The 17,130-nt window shown below is 63.8% G+C and carries 13 protein-coding genes; 3 read left to right on the top strand and 10 right to left on the bottom strand.

Features of this window, described 5'->3' with window-relative positions; all coding sequences use genetic code 11:
- Positions 1-102: 102 nt before the first annotated feature.
- The 3 genes from GNK13_RS13045 (at position 103) to GNK13_RS13035 (ending at position 2,491) form a co-directional block, all read left to right on the top strand.
- Positions 103-1,002, top strand: a complete 900-nt coding sequence (locus tag GNK13_RS13045; protein ID WP_164102972.1) for a formyltetrahydrofolate deformylase — start codon at positions 103-105, stop codon at positions 1,000-1,002.
- Between the two features lie 347 nt (positions 1,003-1,349).
- On the top strand, positions 1,350-2,279 hold the full coding sequence (locus GNK13_RS13040) for an endonuclease/exonuclease/phosphatase family protein (RefSeq protein WP_164102971.1): 930 nt from the start codon (positions 1,350-1,352) through the stop codon (positions 2,277-2,279).
- The gene (locus tag GNK13_RS13035) at positions 2,279-2,491 is read left to right on the top strand and encodes an RNA-binding S4 domain-containing protein (protein WP_164102970.1); all 213 of its coding nucleotides are present in this window, start codon (positions 2,279-2,281) and stop codon (positions 2,489-2,491) included. Before GNK13_RS13040 ends, GNK13_RS13035 begins: the two co-directional genes overlap by 1 nt.
- A 163-nt stretch (positions 2,492-2,654) precedes the next feature.
- On the opposite strand, the gene GNK13_RS13030 is transcribed toward GNK13_RS13035, so the two are convergent.
- The 10 genes from GNK13_RS13030 to obgE all read right to left on the bottom strand — a co-directional run bounded on the left by GNK13_RS13030 (position 2,655) and on the right by obgE (position 16,901).
- Positions 2,655-5,054, bottom strand: coding sequence for a heavy metal translocating P-type ATPase (locus tag GNK13_RS13030; RefSeq protein WP_164102969.1), 2,400 nt, complete (start codon positions 5,052-5,054; stop codon positions 2,655-2,657).
- Positions 5,051-5,272: a heavy-metal-associated domain-containing protein gene (locus tag GNK13_RS13025; RefSeq protein WP_164102968.1), complete on the bottom strand. Its 222-nt coding sequence runs from the start codon at positions 5,270-5,272 to the stop codon at positions 5,051-5,053. The genes GNK13_RS13030 and GNK13_RS13025 overlap by 4 nt, the downstream gene beginning before the upstream one ends.
- A gap of 61 nt (positions 5,273-5,333) precedes the next feature.
- Positions 5,334-5,624, bottom strand: a complete 291-nt coding sequence (locus GNK13_RS13020; RefSeq protein ID WP_164102967.1) for a metal-sensitive transcriptional regulator — start codon at positions 5,622-5,624, stop codon at positions 5,334-5,336.
- Between the two features lie 84 nt (positions 5,625-5,708).
- Entirely contained in the window at positions 5,709-6,233 is a 525-nt protein-coding gene (locus GNK13_RS13015; protein WP_164102966.1) for a hypothetical protein, read from the bottom strand.
- Positions 6,234-6,300: 67 nt separating this feature from the next.
- Complete coding sequence (locus GNK13_RS13010) at positions 6,301-9,768, bottom strand: efflux RND transporter permease subunit (protein ID WP_164102965.1); 3,468 nt, start codon at positions 9,766-9,768, stop codon at positions 6,301-6,303.
- Between the two features lie 33 nt (positions 9,769-9,801).
- Positions 9,802-11,184, bottom strand: a complete 1,383-nt coding sequence (locus GNK13_RS13005; RefSeq protein WP_164102964.1) for an efflux RND transporter periplasmic adaptor subunit — start codon at positions 11,182-11,184, stop codon at positions 9,802-9,804.
- Positions 11,185-12,163: 979 nt separating this feature from the next.
- Positions 12,164-13,330: a M20 family metallopeptidase gene (locus GNK13_RS13000; RefSeq protein ID WP_235935118.1), complete on the bottom strand. Its 1,167-nt coding sequence runs from the start codon at positions 13,328-13,330 to the stop codon at positions 12,164-12,166.
- Positions 13,331-13,369: 39 nt separating this feature from the next.
- The gene (locus GNK13_RS12995) at positions 13,370-14,749 is read right to left on the bottom strand and encodes a hypothetical protein (RefSeq protein ID WP_164102963.1); all 1,380 of its coding nucleotides are present in this window, start codon (positions 14,747-14,749) and stop codon (positions 13,370-13,372) included.
- On the bottom strand, positions 14,749-15,717 hold the full coding sequence (locus GNK13_RS12990) for a type III pantothenate kinase (RefSeq protein WP_164102962.1): 969 nt from the start codon (positions 15,715-15,717) through the stop codon (positions 14,749-14,751). Before GNK13_RS12990 ends, GNK13_RS12995 begins: the two co-directional genes overlap by 1 nt.
- Positions 15,714-16,901: a GTPase ObgE gene (gene obgE / locus GNK13_RS12985; RefSeq protein WP_164102961.1), complete on the bottom strand. Its 1,188-nt coding sequence runs from the start codon at positions 16,899-16,901 to the stop codon at positions 15,714-15,716. Before obgE ends, GNK13_RS12990 begins: the two co-directional genes overlap by 4 nt.
- Between the last annotated feature and the right edge of the window lie 229 nt (positions 16,902-17,130).

Below are 17,130 nucleotides of genomic sequence, written 5' to 3'. Positions count from 1 at the left end.
CCCTGGGGACGAGTCGAGTTCAAAGGGTTAGAGTACTTTAACCAGCGACCGATTTCCGCCGCCACCCGTTCCTCGCCTGCCGCCCCTATTCGACTGCAAACCATGGATGTCGTGATCACTGCCCTCGGGCCAGATAACGTCGGATTGGCCGACCCGATCATTCATTACCTGACCGCCCAGGGAGCCCGGATCGAAGAGATCCAGATGTACGACCACGACGAGGAGCAATTGTTCGCAATGCTCTGTCGGTTCGAAATCGATTCCGCCCAGCTGCAGCGGTTGCAGCAAGCGATGCCGCAGATCGCTGCCCATACCGGACTGGCGATTCGGATCTGGAGTCCGGAGCTGCGGGCGGCGCGACCGCGGCTGGCGATCTGCACGACCTTTCTCGAATCGACTCCGCGGGCCCTCCTCCAAGCGATCGCCGACAACCACATCCAAGCCGAAGCGGCCGTGGTCATCGGCAACCGCAGGAAATGCCAACCGCTGGCCCAATCGTTCGGCATCCCGTTCGAATGCATCGGGGATGAAAACGGCGTGGCCGACGATGCGAAGATGATCGAGCTGCTCGACCAGTACGATGTCGACTATGTGATCTTGGCCCGCTACATGCGCGTGCTGCCAGCAGCCACCTGCTGGCAATTCGCCGGCGGTCGGATCATCAATCTGCACCACGGGCTGCTCCCCGGTTTTCCCGGCTTCCGCCCCTACCACGACGCCTACGCCGCGCGGATGCTGACCTTCGGAGCCACTTGCCACTTCATCATTCCCGAGCTCGACGCCGGCAATCAAATCATCAACCAGCGGACGTTTGCGGTGCCTCCCGGCACGCCGCTCGCCGAGGTGATTCGGATCGGCCAGGAGGAGAACGAACCGGCGTGCCTGGTCGAAGGTGTCCGCCGCGTCGTGGCCCGCGAAGTCCAGCTGCACTTTCACCGCGTGATCGCTCGCCCGAGAGTCGTCGGCTCCAGCACGCTCGTCCCAGGGGAAACCGCGAAATGAGTTGTCGAAGCCGCGTGCAGCCGGCGGGTTCATCAATCTCTGATTCGACCTCACCTCACCCTCCCGGGGGGAGGTCCGAGCGACAGCGAAGGGAGGGGAAGCCGCATCCGACGACCACGGTTGCTGAGCAGTGCCAGTCGCAGAGGCCCTCCCCGCTCGTTCCTCGCGACCCTCCCGGGGGGAGGGTGAACTCCCTACGTGCCCTAGCGTTCACGGCCTTCCTCCTCTGCGCGTTCTCCGGGCTCGCCTGCAACCCACCCTCGCAGCCCGCTAATGGCGTCTCGTCTGATGTTGCCGCGGACTCGGACACTGCGGCAAGCGACGGTTCGGCCGAGGAATGGACGGTGATGACGTGGAACCTGGAATGGTTCTACGACAACCACACCGGCGACAACTTTTCGGAGCTTGCCCGAGAGCAGAGCGCCCCGAGCCGCGCGGATTGGAACTGGCGGCGCGACGCATTCGCCAAAAGCATCGCTGCGGCTCGTCCCGACGTGTTGGCCGTCCAGGAAGTCGAAGGCCAACGAGTTCTGTATTACCTCACCGGCTCGCTCGAGCGGAATCATCAGCTCGACTATCAGATCGGATTCATCGAAGGAGGCGACTACTTCACCGAACAGGATGTCGGTTTCCTCTACCAGCCGCACAACTTCCTGACGCGGCTCTCGCGACACCAGCCCTCGCGAGCGATGGAGGCTCGCGGCGACTTTGGCAACGTCACCAAACACGCCGAAGCGACGTTCGAGGTTCCGGTCGGCGACGGCGTCGAACGAGTCACGATCCTGACGCTCCACTTCCGCGCCGGACGCGATGCCGAAGCGATCCGCACCGACCAAACTCGATCGGTGCATGCCTGGCTCGCCGAGCGGATCGCCGCGGGGGAGAACGTGATCGTGCTCGGCGACACCAACAGCCTCTCGACCGACTACCCGCCACCAGCCGACTCCGATATCGCGATTCTCTCGGGCCGTGGCACGCCCACCGCCGCGGACGACCTGGTCGACCTTGGAGAACACCTGCCGGAGAGCGAGCGGCCCACCCACCTCCGTGAAGACGCTCACCTCGATCGAATCCTCGTCAGCCGCTCGCTTCTGGAAGATACCCCGCGAAAGCCCGACCTGGTTTTTCACTCGATCGAGCGACTGCGACAGTTGGCCATCCGCGGCGATGGCGTCGATGAGCCGGAGGAACACTGGGAACGCTACTGGCAGATCCCTGAGCCGCAACGCGACCTCAGCGATCACTGGCCCTTGGTCGCGAAGTTTACGGTGAAGTGATGGATGCTCAACCCGATCCCGCCGAGGCGATTCGGCTCGACGACTTCCTCAAGTTCTGCGGCGTCGTCGGCACCGGCGGACAAGCCAAAGTGCTGATCCAAGCCGGCGAAGTGCAAGTCAACGGCGAAGTCGAAACGCGAAGGCGAAAGCAACTCGACCGCGGCGACGTCGTCGAACTGCTCGGAGAACGCTTCGTCGTCGGCGAGCAGTAGTACGTCAGCGGCCGACTCGAAAGCCACCCTCCCCCCGGGAGGGTGACCGAAGAGGAAAGCCTGACGTACGTTACCTCCTGCCCCCGAAGAAGAACCACAGGATCAGCGCGATCAGCAGCGCTCCGCCCACGGTGACGATGATCTCGGCGGTATCCATGCGTTGCTAACTCTCCTGAGCATGACTGGGAGCCACGGCGAAACCGCGCAGGCGGAGCGCGTTGGTCACGACGCTGACCGACGACAGGGCCATCGCCGCGGAGGCGAGGATTGGGCTCAACAGCCAACCGGTCAGCGGGTAGAGAACCCCGGCTGCGATCGGGATCCCCAGCACGTTGTAGATGAAGGCGAAGAACAAGTTCTGGCGGATGTTGCGGACCGTCGCCTGCGAAAGCGCGATCGCGGCGGCCACGCCCCGCAAGTCGCCGCGGACGAGTGTGATGTCGGCCGCCTCGATCGCGACGTCGGTGCCGCTGCCAATCGCGATCCCTACATCGGCCTGAGCCAGGGCGGGAGCGTCATTGATCCCGTCGCCAACCATCGCAACGGTTTCACCGGCGGCCTGCAGCTTGCGAATCTCTTCGCTCTTGCCATCGGGCAAAACCTCCGCCAGCACACGATCGATTCCGACTTGCGCGGCGATCGCTTCAGCCGTGCGGCGGTTGTCCCCGGTCAGCATCGCGACCTTCAGTCCCGAGCGGTGCAATTGCTCGATCGCGCCGCGCGAGCTTTCCTTCACGGGATCGGCCACGGCGATCACTCCGGCTGGGAAATCGTCGATGGCGACAAACACTGGCGTCTTCGCCTCGTCCGCCAACCGCTGGGTGAGGGCTTCATTGGCATCGAGCCCGCGCTCGCGGAGCAGCCGCGCGTTGCCGATCAGCACCCGTCGCCCCTCGACTCGCGCCTCGATCCCGTGGCCGGCGACCGCGGCGAATTCTTGGGGCTCGACCAGCACCAGAGCCCGCTGTTCGGCGCTTCGGACGATCGCTTCGCCAAGCGGATGCTCCGAACCGCGCTCGGCCGAAGCAGCCAGCCGCAACAACTCACTCTCATCAAAACCATCGACCACAACGTCGGTCACTTCGGGCTGTCCCCGGGTGATCGTCCCAGTTTTGTCGAGCACGACCGTGGTCAGCCGATGCGCCTGCTCGAGCGCTTCACCTCCCTTGATCAAGATCCCGCTTTGCGCGCCTCGCCCCGTGCCAACCATGATCGCTGTCGGCGTGGCCAATCCGAGCGCGCACGGGCAAGCGATGATCAGCACCGAGACGAACGTCAGCAGGGCAAAGGGGAGCCGGTTTTCGAGCGGGGCAAAGTTGAACCACAGCACGAATGTGGCCACCGCAATGCACAGCACGGCCGGGACAAAGTAACCCGAGATGGTATCGGCCAACCGCTGAATCGGCGCTTTCGAACCTTGCGCCTCCTGCACGAGGCGGACGATCTGCTGGAGCACCGTGTCGCTGCCGACCTGCGTCGCACGGACCCGCAAGGATCCCGTCTTGTTGATCGTCGCACCGATCACCGTATCACCCGCGGTCTTGGCCACCGGCAGCGGCTCGCCGGTCAACATGCTCTCGTCGATCGTGCTCGAGCCGTCGACCACTTCGCCGTCGACCGGAACTTTCTCTCCCGGCCGCACTCGCAGCAGATCTCCGACCCGTACCTCCTCGATCGGCAAGTCCTGCTCCACACCCTCGCGCTCGACGCGCGCCGTTCGCGGCTGCAGCCCGACCAGCGCCCGAATCGCGCCGCTCGTCTTGCTCCGCGCTCGCGCTTCAAGCAGCCGTCCCATCAGGATCAAAGTCACGACGAACGCCGCAACTTCGTAGTAGACCCCCATGGGCGAACCAATCGTGTGGGCGGCGTGCGGGTCGGCCGCCGCGGGATCGACGCCGGACGCTTCGACCCCGGGAGCCGCGGCCGCCACGGCTTGCGGTGCGATCGTAACAACGAGGCTGTAGAGATAGGCGGCAAGGGTCCCGATTGCGACCAGCGTGTTCATGTCGGCGGCGCGGTGGCGGGCAGCACTCCAGGCGCCGGTGAAAAACTCTCGGCCCGCCCAGAACAGCACCGGCGTCGTCAGCCCTAGCTCCACCCAGGCCCGTCCGGAAAAGTTCAGCAGCGGCGCTAGGGGCGGAATCAAATGCCCTCCCATGGCCAGCACCGCCACCGGCAAGGTCAGCGCAGCCGCAACAAAAAACCGCCGCCGCTGCCGCTCGTAGTCCGCGGCCCGAGCCGCATCCTCCGCCTCACGCAATTCCGCCGCCGCGGCCACTCCTCTGCTGACCGCTCCACCCTCACCTTCGGCGGCCGCGGGAGAAGCCTCGTGGACAATCGCATCATATCCCGCTTTGCGAACAACCTCCCGAAGCGCCAGCGGATCGGTCACCTGCGGCGAGTACCGCACGGTGGCCTGCGTCGTGGCGAAGTTGACGTTCGCCGAGCTGACGCCTGGAGATTTCTGCAGCGCCTTCTCGATCCGGTTCGCACACGCGGCGCAGTGCATGCCGAGCAACGGCAGGTCGGCGCGCGCGGTCTCGAGCGTGGAGGGATCGCTCATGCGGTGTCACTCGCCACTTCGGCTTCGTAGCCCGCTTCGGCTACTGCGGCAATCAACTGGCGGTGGTCCACTCCGGCGTGTTCCGCCGAGGCGCGACCCGCCTCGCGATCGACCGCGACCGCTTGAACTCCCTCGACACCCTGCAACGCTCTCTTCACATGCCCCGCACAAGCATCGCAGACCATTCCGGTGATGCGGAGCTCCGTCGTCGTCGCCATTTTTGTTTCTCCTTCGCCCGCCGCCTCAGCAGCAGCGGTTCATGTAGACAACCGTTCGTTTTCAAGCCAGAAACCGTTTGAGCGAAACGCGAACTTCTTCGACCAGTTCCTCGGGTTCCATCTTCGTGGCACACGGGTGCTCCGATCCGGTGCCGTGGCCCACCACGCAACCCTCGATGTGATCAGTCAGCAGCACGATGCCGATCGCGTCGAGCGCCGCACGGGCAGCAGACAACTGCGTCAAGACATCGATGCAGTAACGGTCCTCGTCGACCATTTTCTGCAGCCCGGCCACTTGCCCAGCGACCCGCTTGAGCCGCCGCTGAACCTGAGCCTTGCTCTCACACCGCATCGTCACCCTCGCTCCCGCGGACCCGTTCACCTGCCCGAATTATACCCCCGTGGGGTATATCGGACCAGGCCGTTTTCTCAGCCGTTACTGGGCATGGTCCTCATTCGCGTGCTCCTCAAACTCGGCGACGTAGGGCGTGCCATCGATTTCGCCGCTGATCGTGCCGCCAAACTCCTGGACCTTGCCCAGGTTTTCGTGCTGGCCCACGAACCGGGACGAGGCTCCCTCCGGATCGCCCGACTGCGGATCCGCCTGCAGTTCGACTTGGAAGGCGGGCTCAGAGATGCTCAGCAGCAGCGTGCCCTCGGTCGCAGCGACGGGCGCGGGCGATTTCGCGTCGTCGCCGAGCACGTAGACGACGGCCTGTTGCTGATCGTGGTCGACGGTGAATTCGACGTGATAGGCACCGCCTCCCCAGTCGGCGATTGTCCCTCCGTGCGGCGCCGCGCCATGCGAGTGCGCATCGTCGCCCTCGAGCGGATGATCGTGCGGCTCGCCGCTCTCCATCCCCGCCCCGTCGCGAGCCGCCTCTTCGACCGCCGGCTCGGAAGAACAGCCAAGGGCAAACAGGGGTGCCAACAGGATTGAAAACGTGGCCACAAATCTCATCGTTCTCATCTTTCTCTCCAATTCACCAAGTAGGTATCAGTCAACGGCGACTGACAGAGAAACGTCCCTAACGTTCAATCGTTTCCGCAGCGGCGTCGTCCGGCAGAGCCATCCGGGCGGCATCCTCTCCGCTAAACTTCCAAAAGATTCCCGGGTGCAAAAGAAATTCGCAGAAGGTTGAGGTCAGCAATCCACCGACGATCACGGTTGCTACCGGGTATAAGATTTCGCGTCCCGGCTGTTCGCCTCCGAGGACCAGCGGCAGCAGACCGATCCCGGCAGTCAATGCGGTCATCAGGACAGGGGCCAGCCGCTCGAGCGACCCTCGCAAGACCATCTCCCGAGAGAACGGCTCACCTTCTTCTCGCATCAGATGGAAATAGTGGGTGACCAGCAGGATTCCGTTGCGGACTGCAATTCCTCCAAGGGCGATGAACCCGACCAGGCTGGCAACCGTCAGCGACTGGCCAGTGAGCACGAGTGCAAACACACCACCGATAAACGCCGTGGGGAGGGCGTTGAGGATCTGCAACACGATCCGCACCGAGGGATACAGCAGCATCAGAACTAAGAAAACGCCAACGACCGACACGGCAGCCAGCACGAGAATTTTTTGCGTCGCTCGCTGTTGGCTTTCAAACTGGCCTCCGTACTCAATGAAGTAGCCCGCCGGTAACTCCACCTGCTGTTCGACCCGTTGGCGGATCTCGCCGACCGCGCTGGCTAAATCGCGATCCTGCGTATTGCAGCGGATCACCATTCGGCGGCGGGCGTTTTCTCGGTTGAGCGCATTCGCTCCCATCCCTTCGCCAATATCGGCCAACTCGCTCAGCTCGATCTGCCCACGGTCTCCCGGCAGATCGATCCGCAATTGCCCCAGGTTGGCGTAATCGGTCCGGTAGCGATCTTCCAGCCGCACCAATAAATCAAACCGCCGCTGTCCCTCGAGCACTTGCGAGACCACTTCGCCCTGCAGCGCCGTTTGCAGGACATCGGCCACATACCCGCGGGTGACTCCGTGGAAGGCGAGTTCGTCGGCACGCAAGCGAATGTGCAGTTCAGGCGTTTGCCGCATCGGCTCGATCACTGGCGGCGTGAGTCCCGGAATCTCGTCGATGGTCGCCTGGACCTCTCCGGCAATTTGTTGCAGGGTGTAAAGATCGTCGCCAAAGATCTTGATCGCGATTTGAGCATAGACGCCGGAAAGCATATGACTGATGAGGTGCGCCAACGGTTGCTCGACCTCGATATCGACCCCTGGAACTTCATCCCGAAGCTCCGTGAGCAGCAATTTTAGAATCTCATCGCGTCGCTGCTCAGCCTCTGGATCAATGCTTAGGATGTATTCACCCGCATTGACGGGCGCGGCGTGCTCATCCATTTCGGCGCGTCCGGTGCGGCGAACGAAATGGAGGATCGGTCCATTCGGGTTTTCGGCCGACTGCTGATACTGACGAAACTTGGCGTCGATCGCCGCGGAAACTTGATTTGACGCCTGCAGTGAGGACCCCGGCGGCAGAGTTACGTTGACCAAAACGCTCCCCTCGTCGAATTCGGGAAGAAAGTTGCGTCCCAATTGCGACAATCGCCAACCGGCCACGCCCACGACGATCCAGGTCAGCAGCAGCAACAGCCCCGCGCGGTTGATACTGAAGCGAATCAACGGACTGGCCAACGCTTTCGACGCTCTCAGCAACCATCCGTCGCGTTCTCGGTGGGCAGCTCTGGACTGAGGAAGCAGGTAATACGAGAGGACTGGCGTGACGGTCAGCGAGACGAGCAGCGAGGCGAGAATCGAAACGATGTAGGCCACCGCCAGGGGCGCGAACAGTCGCCCCTCGACTCCAGAGAGCGCGAACAGTGGCAGGAACACAAGAATCACGACAGCGGTCCCGAACACGATCGCGCTGCGAATCTCTTTGCTGGCCTCATACACGACTTGCAGCGATGACTTCGGGTTTCCGCTGGCATGATTTTCTTTCAGCCGCCGGAAAATATTCTCCACATCGACGATCGCGTCATCGACCAACTCCCCCATCGCCACGGCGATTCCGCCGAGCGTCATCACATTGATCGACAATGAGGAATCGGACAGATAATCGATCCACCGAAACACGAGCGTGGTGATGACGAGCGAGAGAGGAATCGCCGTGAGTGTGATGAAAGTGGTGCGAAGATTCAGCAAGAACAAGAACAGAATGATCAGCACCAACACGGCGCCAATGACCAGCGCCTCGCCCACGTTAAAGATGCCGCGGTCGATGAAATTCTTCAGCCGAAACAGATCGGACTGGATCGCGATATCAGCCGGCAACGCTGCCTCCGCTTCTTCGAAGGCCTGTTCGATCCGGTCGCTCACTTCCCGCGTGTCCACGTGAGGCTGCTTTGCCAGAGTGAACACCACGCCGGGTCGACCATTCACACTGCCATCACCCCGCTTGACCTCCGCTCCTTCGACGATGTTTGCCACCTGGCCGAGCAGTACGGAGCGGCGAAGATTGGTTTTGATCGGGACGTTTTGGAGGTCTTGTAAAACGAGCCGCGACTCGGGACCGAGGCGTCCGAGAATCCGGATCGGCCGCTCAGACTCGCCGCTGATCGCGAACCCACCACTGCTGTTGATATTGCTCTCGGCGAGCGCACGTTCGACCTGCTGCAAGCTCACGTCGTACTCCACGAGCGCCGCTGGATCGACCAACACCTGATACTGCTTTTGTTCGCCTCCCTGGACGAACACTTCAGCGATTCCGGGAATCTTCAATAGCCGAGGCCGAATAACCCAGTCGGCAATCGTCCGCAGTTCCATCTGTTGCTGCAGGACCGTTGGAACAGTTGCCCGATAGCTTCGGCCCTCGACCACGACGGTTACTTGACTAGGTTCGGCGGCCGCCTCGGACTCCACGGCAGCGGACAGTTCGGCAGCGGACAGTTCCCAGCGAACGTCCTCAACCTCGACCGCCTGCCATGAGGCTGGCTGATCGCCCGCGGCCGGATCCCAGAGTCGCAGCTCTGGGGACGCCGCGTCCGAAGGGAGGATTTCCAGCAGCCACGGTGTTCCCTCGAATGCAACCAATCGACCGCCGGAAGGTCCAGCTCGGCGGTACATTCCGGCAATCACGATCTGTCCCATGATCGACGACTGAGGCGTCATCTGAGGGCGAATTCCCGGCGGCAGAGTTTCTCCGAGCGTCGCGAGTCGCTCCTGAACTGTTTGACGCGCGGCGCGGATGTCGGTGGTCCAATCGAATTCGACATAGATTACGTTCAGACCCGACGTCGTCTGGCTGCGAACATCCTGAACGCCACTGGCTCCGAGCAACGAAACTTCGATGGGCTGGGTAACCAGGGTTTCGACTTCTTCGGTCGCAAGCCCTGGAGCTTCCGTGATGATGATCACCCGCGGTCGATCGAGATCTGGAAAGACGTCGATCGGAAGGGTGGTTGCTAGATACGATCCATAGAACAACATGCCGACCGCGAGGACGACGACTAGCATCCGGTACTGGAGCGAAAAATAGATGATTCGATTGAGCATCGCCGGTCGGTCTCAGAAGTCAGGCTGGGGAGTTCAGTGAGCAGCGTGAACGGTGCCGTCGGCATGCACATGCACGTTCGCAGGCATGCCGCTAGCCGACTGCGTCTGAAGCACGCGGTTCAGGGAAGCCGCCGCGTTTTGGGCAAGAAACAAGCCGGGGGTCACGCTGCCGTCGTGAGCGAGCACGACGTGACGACGATCCTCGTGCAACACATGAACGCTGATCCGATCGAACAGGTCGCCGTTCTGGCGAAAGACAAATGCCTCGGGACCTTCGCGGACCACCGCCTCGGAGGGAACGACCAACACCTGGGAAAACTTTTCCACAGGAACAAAGATGCGAACCCGCTGCCCAGGCCGAAACCGCCAGCTCAAAAAGGTTTGGCCGTTTTTCTGATAACTGCGTGATTGATTGGCGAGCGGGATATAAACCCCCAGCGTCCGTGTCTCCGGGTCGATCGAGTTGGAGAGATGGCGAATCAAGAGTTTCTGGTCGAGCGGAGGCCAACCTTCGAAGGCGTCGTCCGTGAATTCCACTTCGACCTCCCAGCCTTCCGCCGCTGCACGCGAGAGAAGCGAGGCTTCGTTCTTGAAGGCGTACCCTTCGATATACAACGCGTGATGGTCGGCCAGCGTTGCAAGTTGCTGCCCCGCTTGGACCTGTTCCCCCAGCCCGACCTTGAGCTCCTGAACTTCCAGCCCGGCCGGACTGGCCGTGGCCGCGGAAGGCACGACGACTTCGATGGTCGAGAGAAAATGACCTTCGGCCGCGTTGGCGATCTGGGCCGCCGTGAAGCCGCGCACCTCCAGCGCATGCTGATAACTTTGGATCTGTGTTTCCTGGCGACGCAGCTGACTGCGAAACTCAATCATCCTCGCTTCGGCGAGCGCCCCCGCGCGGGCGGCGGTCTCAAGTCTCGACAGTTGCTCGTTGAGCAGCTGAACCTCGCGGGTCGCCTGAAAAAGCGCCGCCTGCGTTTCCTGAAGGCTCTCACTGAACAACCGCAGCGTGAACAGGACTTCGCCGGAATGGACCGTGTCGCCGCCAGTGGCGTGAATCTTCTCGACGACTCCCTCGAGCGGCGCAGTGACGCCGCGATCGGTCTGGCCGGGGCGGTCGACCACCATCCCCGGTATCTGAAGCGTTCGCCAATAATCTTGGACTCGCACCGGCTTGGAAATTAAGTCCAGATTTCGCCGTGACTGTTTGCTGAGCCGGAGCGTCTTCGGCTCCGTTGCGACCTCGCCTGCCGTCGGTTCGTCGGCCGCTCCGCCGCCGCCACTGACCGCCGAAAGATCTTTCGTCCACCAAGCGAAGCGAACTGCGGAGGCCTGGCCGGTGGCCCATACGGCAATTCCGACGAGGGCGAGCAGAAGCACCGCTCCACCGAGGGCGTATTTGACGCGGTTTGTCACATTCCTGGCCCTAAACCACAAGAGACTGGAGAAGCGGATGCTCGGCTCTGTCAGGAAGCCACTTTTCGCCATCACCCTCCCCCCGGGAGGGTCGGGCTCTCAGGCCCGGGGAGGGCCAACGAAGAATGCCCGCGCGAAAGGTTCCAAGTCGCGCATCACTCTCCCCGCTCGTTCCTCGCGGAACCCGCGGCTAGCGCCGTCGGCTCATAGCGCCGTCGGCTCATAGCGCCGTCGGCTCATAGCGCCGCGTGGCGAAGAAGGGTGCCGCCGGCGGCGATGCCGTCGACGCAAGAGATGCGCGATCCGCGGCGGTCTAAATCCGGATCGAGAGGGTCCGCAGAAACAGCGGACAACCGGCTGTGTCAAGAAATTGGCTCGATCGATCGCTCGCTCCAGCGATTCCGCGACCGCCGAGTCCAGCCACGCTACGGCTCGGCCCCATCGGCAGCACATCGAGTTTCCACAGCCCCAAGCACTGCCGGCTGTGACGCCCCTCGCTCAGGACGCTCGTCGCGTTCGAAGCGAGATAGGGAACGCTGTCCCAGAAAATCTCCCCGTGCGGCCCATGAGAATGCCCGTGAGAATGCCCGTGAGAATGCCCGTGAGAATGCCCGTGAGAATGCCCGTGAGAGTGGGTCTCTACATGGGGAAGGGGGCCCTCGTGGGAATGCCCATCCTGGGAATGCCCAGGCTCGTGATGCCCATGTTCAGGCGAATCGTCGCGCTCGTGCCCCCAACGGCTCGCTGGGTGAGGGTGGTGGTGATGGTGCGACAGGCCAAGGTGAATATGGCGGCGGCCGGAACCGTCGCCGGAGTCGTGCTGGTGGGCGAACGCGAACCCCAACCACTGGCTGACCAGCAGCATTGGAATGAGCAACAGGGGAATTCGGTTCGCGGACATAGTCGCTCGATCGCCGTGGAGAGCAGCACGGACTCCAGTCTCCACCAGCGGGTCGTCACAATCAAGACACGATCGGGCTCAGCAGCAGCGGCTTTTGATCAGCTTGCGGTACAGCTCCACGCCGGCAGCCAATTGGTCGAGCTCGATGAATTCGTCGGTGGTATGGGCCTGGGCGATCGAGCCGGGGCCGCAGACGACCAAGGCTTCGAGCTCGGTAAACAATCCGCCATCGGTACAGTAGCTGACGGTCCGCGCCGCGGGACGGCCGGCCATCTCGCACATCGACTGCACCCACGGATGATCGGCGTCCACCCACAACGTTCCGCCACCGTCGAGCGGCTCGAACTCGATCCCCAGCTCGACCGCTTTGCGGCGGACCCGCTCGAGCAACTCGTGGCCGTCGATCTCGGGCATCGTCCGGAAGCTGACCCACGCGCGGCTGACCGCCGGCGTCACATTGATCGCGTGGGTAAAGTCGGAGACGCCGAACGTCCAGGTCACCGTGGGCGGGTCGAACCGCTCGTCGTGCCACCTCGAGTCCCGCTCCGTCTCACGATGAATCGCCAGCAGTTCGTCGAGCAGCGGAACCATCGCGAGGTTCGCGTTCCGCCCCTCGCGGGTACTGCTGTGGGCGGCCCTTCCGCGGCTGGTCAGCTTGCAGCCTTCAATCCCTTTGTGGGCGTGCACGACGTCCAGCTCGGTCGGTTCCCCGATGATTCCCACCGGTTGCTCGGCAACCATCTGGCGAAACAGCTTCGACTCCCGCGCCACCTGCCGGGCTCCATGGAAGCCGACTTCCTCGTCCGCCGTGCAAACGATCCACAGCGGATGGGTCTGGGATGCCGGGTTGATGCTGTGAGCGGCGGCCACCATCGCGGCGAGTGAGCCTTTCATGTCACACGACCCGCGGCCATACAGACGACCGTCCTGGACGACCGGCTCGAAAGCCCCGCCGGGCCCTTCCCAAACATCCGCGGGAACCACGTCGGTATGGGCAAAGTACGCCAGCCCGCCTCCCACCGCCGCGTCGCTCCCCGCAGGTCCCCGGCGGGCAACGAGGTTCGACTTGGCGACCCCTGCCGCATCGGTTCGTTCAATCCGCTCGCACTGGAAGCCGGCCTGCTTGAGCTGCTGCTCGAGCCAATCGGTCACGGGCGTGTTGGAGACATGGCTCGGTGAGGCGAAGCGAACCAGTCGCTCGGTTATTTCAAGCGCCTCGGCGACATCCTCGGGATTCACAATCACAGCGGTTCGTTCGGATAGACGTGGAAGGCAACGGAAAGATCAGGACTCGGGCATCGCGAAAATCTGGCGGACCGTCGGCTCGAGTTGCGTGAAGTCAGCACCCGCTGCCTCTCCATCGAGACCTCGCCACCACTCGAACGCTTGCCGGCGGTGGGCGTGGGTCGCTTGCGGCCAAACCGCCTGGTACGCGCCCGCAGCGGCTTTCGCAACCGGATCATCCGCCGGCAGGGAAAAGCGCGTCAAGCGGTGCGCCAACACCAGCGGCATCGACTCGAACGAATAACTCTTGACCCGCCCGTTAATTTTCAGCACCAGCTCGTCGCGGCTCGATTCGACCACGATCACCGTCACGTCCGGGACGATCTCAAACGTCTCGGCGGCTCCCAAACCCGCTGCGCCGCGACGAATCCCCTCGGCGTAGTAATCCGCCAGCTCCGCCAGCAGATGCACACCAGCCGCCAGCCTCCGTTGATCAGGCGTCATCGCCGCACTCTGCGCCCGCTCGGCGGCGGCGAGCATCTCGTCGTAGCGACCACGGCGGAGCGCCTCGAGCGCCGGCTCGAGAGCGGCAGCGGCCATCGCGGGCTCCTCGGGAGCAGGCGGTTCACTCGCCGCGACTGGCTCGGGCGCGGCTGGCTCGGGCGCGGGTGGCTCGGGCGACTCAGCAGCGTCGGGCTCCGCTGGAGCGGGCTGAGTGGCTGCTGGCTGAGTGGCTGGGGGCTGACTCGCTGCGGGCTCAGCGGCTCGGGATTCGGGCGGGGGCAGCAGGCCTCCCATCACCGGATCGCGCTGCGGTGCCGCCGGTGCCGGACTGTCGGCCGGGGCGGGATTGGGGGGAGCTGGACGATTCGGAGCCGGGTTGTTTTCGGCCGGCTCGTCCGGTGTTGCCACTGCCGACCCATCGGGCTCGGTCCGCGTTGCCACCAGTTCGCCATGCTGCGAGATCCCCACTCCCGAGACGAGCAGGTAGACGCAGACGCCGATCGCCAGACAGACGACCGCAGCCATCCCCAACAGCAGCGGCGCGTTGCGGGAGCGTCGCCGCCGCCCCCGCATTGCAGAACCGCTGCCCGCAGCATGCCTTCGTGGACCGGCTTGCGATTCGGAGAATTCGGGCAGGGCGGTCATTGCCACGGCCCCCGCTGCGCCCGCCGGCTGTAGCTCGCCCACCGGCTGTAGCTCGCCCACCGGCTGCAGTTCGTCGTCGTCCGGAAGGAGTTCCAGGTCCTCCTCGGGGCGCTCGTCCACCAGAGCCGCTTGCCCAGTCGCAGCGTCGCCGTCCAGCGGCGTCCCGACGGGAACTTCGGGGATCGTATCTAGCTCGGCCGACTGCGGCGCCGCGTCGAGCAGTGCGGCCGCATCGAAGGGAGCCAGCGGGTTGCCAGCGGGCAGCAAACCGGCAAGCCGATCGTGAGACATCAGCAGACCTCCCCCCTCAGCGTCTCTGGATTCTTGAGTATCTCGGGTGCTCGCGCCGCGTCCGCGATCGCCGACAGAACCAGGTCATCTCGGCGGATCACCGCATGCCGCAGCAAGGGTTCGAGCGTCGCCGCATCGCCGCCTGTGAGGTAGACGTGCGGGGGCGACGCACAGCCCTCGCTGTACTGGTCGATCAATCGATCAATCCCTCCGGAGAGTCCCAGCATAACCCCAGTTCGCATGGCGGAGACAGTATCTCGTCCTGGAATTTCGAGCGACTTGGCTCCCTCGCAGGTGACCGCCGGAAGCAAGTCGGTCCCCTGGGTGAGGCTCGACAGCTGCAACCGCAGCCCCGGCAGAATCGCACCTCCAAGGAAGACGCCCCCGCGGACCAGATCGATCGTCACGGCCGACCCGGCGTCGATCGAGATGACCGCGCGATCGCTCTCCGCATCGGTTCCTGCGGCCCGCCATGCTGCGGAAGCACCGAGCAGGCGATCGATCCCCACGGCGGCTGGATTTCGCAGCTCGGCTCGCATCGCCAGATCGCGGTGCGTCAGTTCATACCACCCGTCTCCGGCCGCCTCGCGGGCGACGCACTGGCGGAGCGCTCGGGTAGCCGGTCCATTGACACTGGCTACGATCCACTGCCGCGGCTCCGTAAAAGCTTCGCCGAGTGACTCAGCGGACGGCTCGAGCCCGAACCACTTCCAGCTCTGCTCAACCAGAGCGGCTGGCCAAGAAGCGTCTCGCAGATCGTGGCGAAGAAACCGCAGCGGTCGCCCCGCCGCACCGCCGACCGAGGCATGCCCGCCGACCGAGGCAAGCCCGCCGGCCGAGGCATGCCCGCTGGCCGGCGCAAATTCATCGGCCGAATCGTGTCCGCCGGGCGAGCTCTGCGTGGGGACGACGGCCACTTTGACCGCCGAGTTGCCGACATCGACCAAAATTGTCCACCGCTGCCTCACGCCGACGGTTCCTCGGGGGCCGGAGTGTACTGCGACGGCGGGTTCTCATCCGAGAGCGCCGCGGTGGGGCCCGCCAAATGGGGTGGCAGCCGTGCTGGCTTTTTGGCTTTGGGCGGAGGCGTCGTGCGGGAGACTTCGGCGGTCGCCGCTTCGCTCAGCTCGACTGGCTGGACGGAGCTGGCAGCCGCTTCACGGCGGACTTCGCTCAAGCGTTCCCAGATCGCCCGCAGCAGCCCATCGACGCCTTCTCCGGTGACAGCGCTAATCCGGTGCACCGGCCCGCCGACTTCCTCCGCGAGCCGCTGGTGCACTTCGTCCGCATCGGGCAGCTCGGCCTTGGTCATCACCACGATTTCCGGCCGATTGGCCAGCTCTTCGGCGTAGGTCTTCAGCTCGTGGCGGATCGTGCGGTAGTTCTCGAGGGCGTCGGATTGGTCCGCCGGGAACGGCTCGACCAAGTGGACCAGGATTCCGGCCCGCTCGACGTGGCGCAAGAACTCGTGGCCGAGCCCCACGCCGTCGCTGGCTCCCTCGATCAGTCCCGGAATGTCGGCGAGCACGAACGATTGGTCGGCGTTGATGTGGACTTGGCCAAGGTTCGGGTACTTGGTCGTGAACGGATAATCGGCGATCTCGGGATGGGCTCGGCTGAGCCGGCTGAGGAGGGTACTTTTGCCGGCGTTCGGTTTACCGATCAGCCCCACGTCGGCGATCGATTTGAGCTCCAGAACGACCGTCCGCACTTCACCTTCACCGCCGAGCGTGCGTTGCCGCGGAGCCCGGTTGGTCGCCGATTTAAAGTGGGTGTTGCCGTAGCCCCCTTTGCCGCCGCGCGCCAGGAGCACCGAATCGCCGTCTTCGATCAGATCCTTAATCGTGAAATTGCCTTCCGGATCGATCACCGTCGTGCCTGGCGGAACGTACAGGACCATGTCCTTTGCGTTGCGGCCGTGGCGGCCCGACCCGCTCCCGGGCATTCCCTTGGGAGCTCGCCAGAACTGGCGGCCGACGAAGTCCGCAAGGCTGTTCACCCCCTCGCGAGCCTGGAGGATGATGCTCCCCCCGTCGCCCCCGTCCCCCCCGTCAGGACCTCCGCGGGCCACGTACTTTTCCCGGCGAAAACTCATGCACCCGTCGCCCCCGCGGCCGGCCTGCAGCTCAACTTTAACCCGATCGACAAACATGGAAATCGCAATGATTACGAAGAAATCAGCGGCTCGCTGACGCGCGAGCTCGCCCCACAGCTTAGCAGTCCCCGGCCTGATTCCGGAGGACTTTTCCGCGATTCGCCCCCAGCAAACCCTGAAACTCGCAAGTGACTAGCTGGACAGCGCCACTTTCTCACGCTGAATTGCCATAAAGTCAGCAGTGCCCAGCAGTTGGCTACCAAGTCGTTTAACGGCAAGCCGAAGG

Origin of the sequence: Candidatus Laterigemmans baculatus (assembly GCF_010367455.1) — a bacterium.
Classification (GTDB): Bacteria; Planctomycetota; Planctomycetia; order Pirellulales; family Pirellulaceae; genus Laterigemmans; species Laterigemmans baculatus.
Note: the sequence above shows the minus strand (reverse complement) of the source record. Positions and strands in the feature narration are given on the sequence as shown.

Coding starts and splice junctions, on each gene's coding strand:
- GNK13_RS13045 (WP_164102972.1), top strand. CDS start 103: ATGGATGTCGTGATCACTGCCCTCGGGCCAGATAACGTCGGATTGGCC.
- GNK13_RS13040 (WP_164102971.1), top strand. CDS start 1,350: ATGACGTGGAACCTGGAATGGTTCTACGACAACCACACCGGCGACAAC.
- GNK13_RS13035 (WP_164102970.1), top strand. CDS start 2,279: ATGGATGCTCAACCCGATCCCGCCGAGGCGATTCGGCTCGACGACTTC.
- GNK13_RS13030 (WP_164102969.1), bottom strand. CDS start 5,054: ATGAGCGATCCCTCCACGCTCGAGACCGCGCGCGCCGACCTGCCGTTG.
- GNK13_RS13025 (WP_164102968.1), bottom strand. CDS start 5,272: ATGGCGACGACGACGGAGCTCCGCATCACCGGAATGGTCTGCGATGCT.
- GNK13_RS13020 (WP_164102967.1), bottom strand. CDS start 5,624: ATGCGGTGTGAGAGCAAGGCTCAGGTTCAGCGGCGGCTCAAGCGGGTC.
- GNK13_RS13015 (WP_164102966.1), bottom strand. CDS start 6,233: ATGAGATTTGTGGCCACGTTTTCAATCCTGTTGGCACCCCTGTTTGCC.
- GNK13_RS13010 (WP_164102965.1), bottom strand. CDS start 9,768: ATGCTCAATCGAATCATCTATTTTTCGCTCCAGTACCGGATGCTAGTC.
- GNK13_RS12995 (WP_164102963.1), bottom strand. CDS start 14,749: ATGTCTCACGATCGGCTTGCCGGTTTGCTGCCCGCTGGCAACCCGCTG.
- obgE (WP_164102961.1), bottom strand. CDS start 16,901: ATGTTTGTCGATCGGGTTAAAGTTGAGCTGCAGGCCGGCCGCGGGGGC.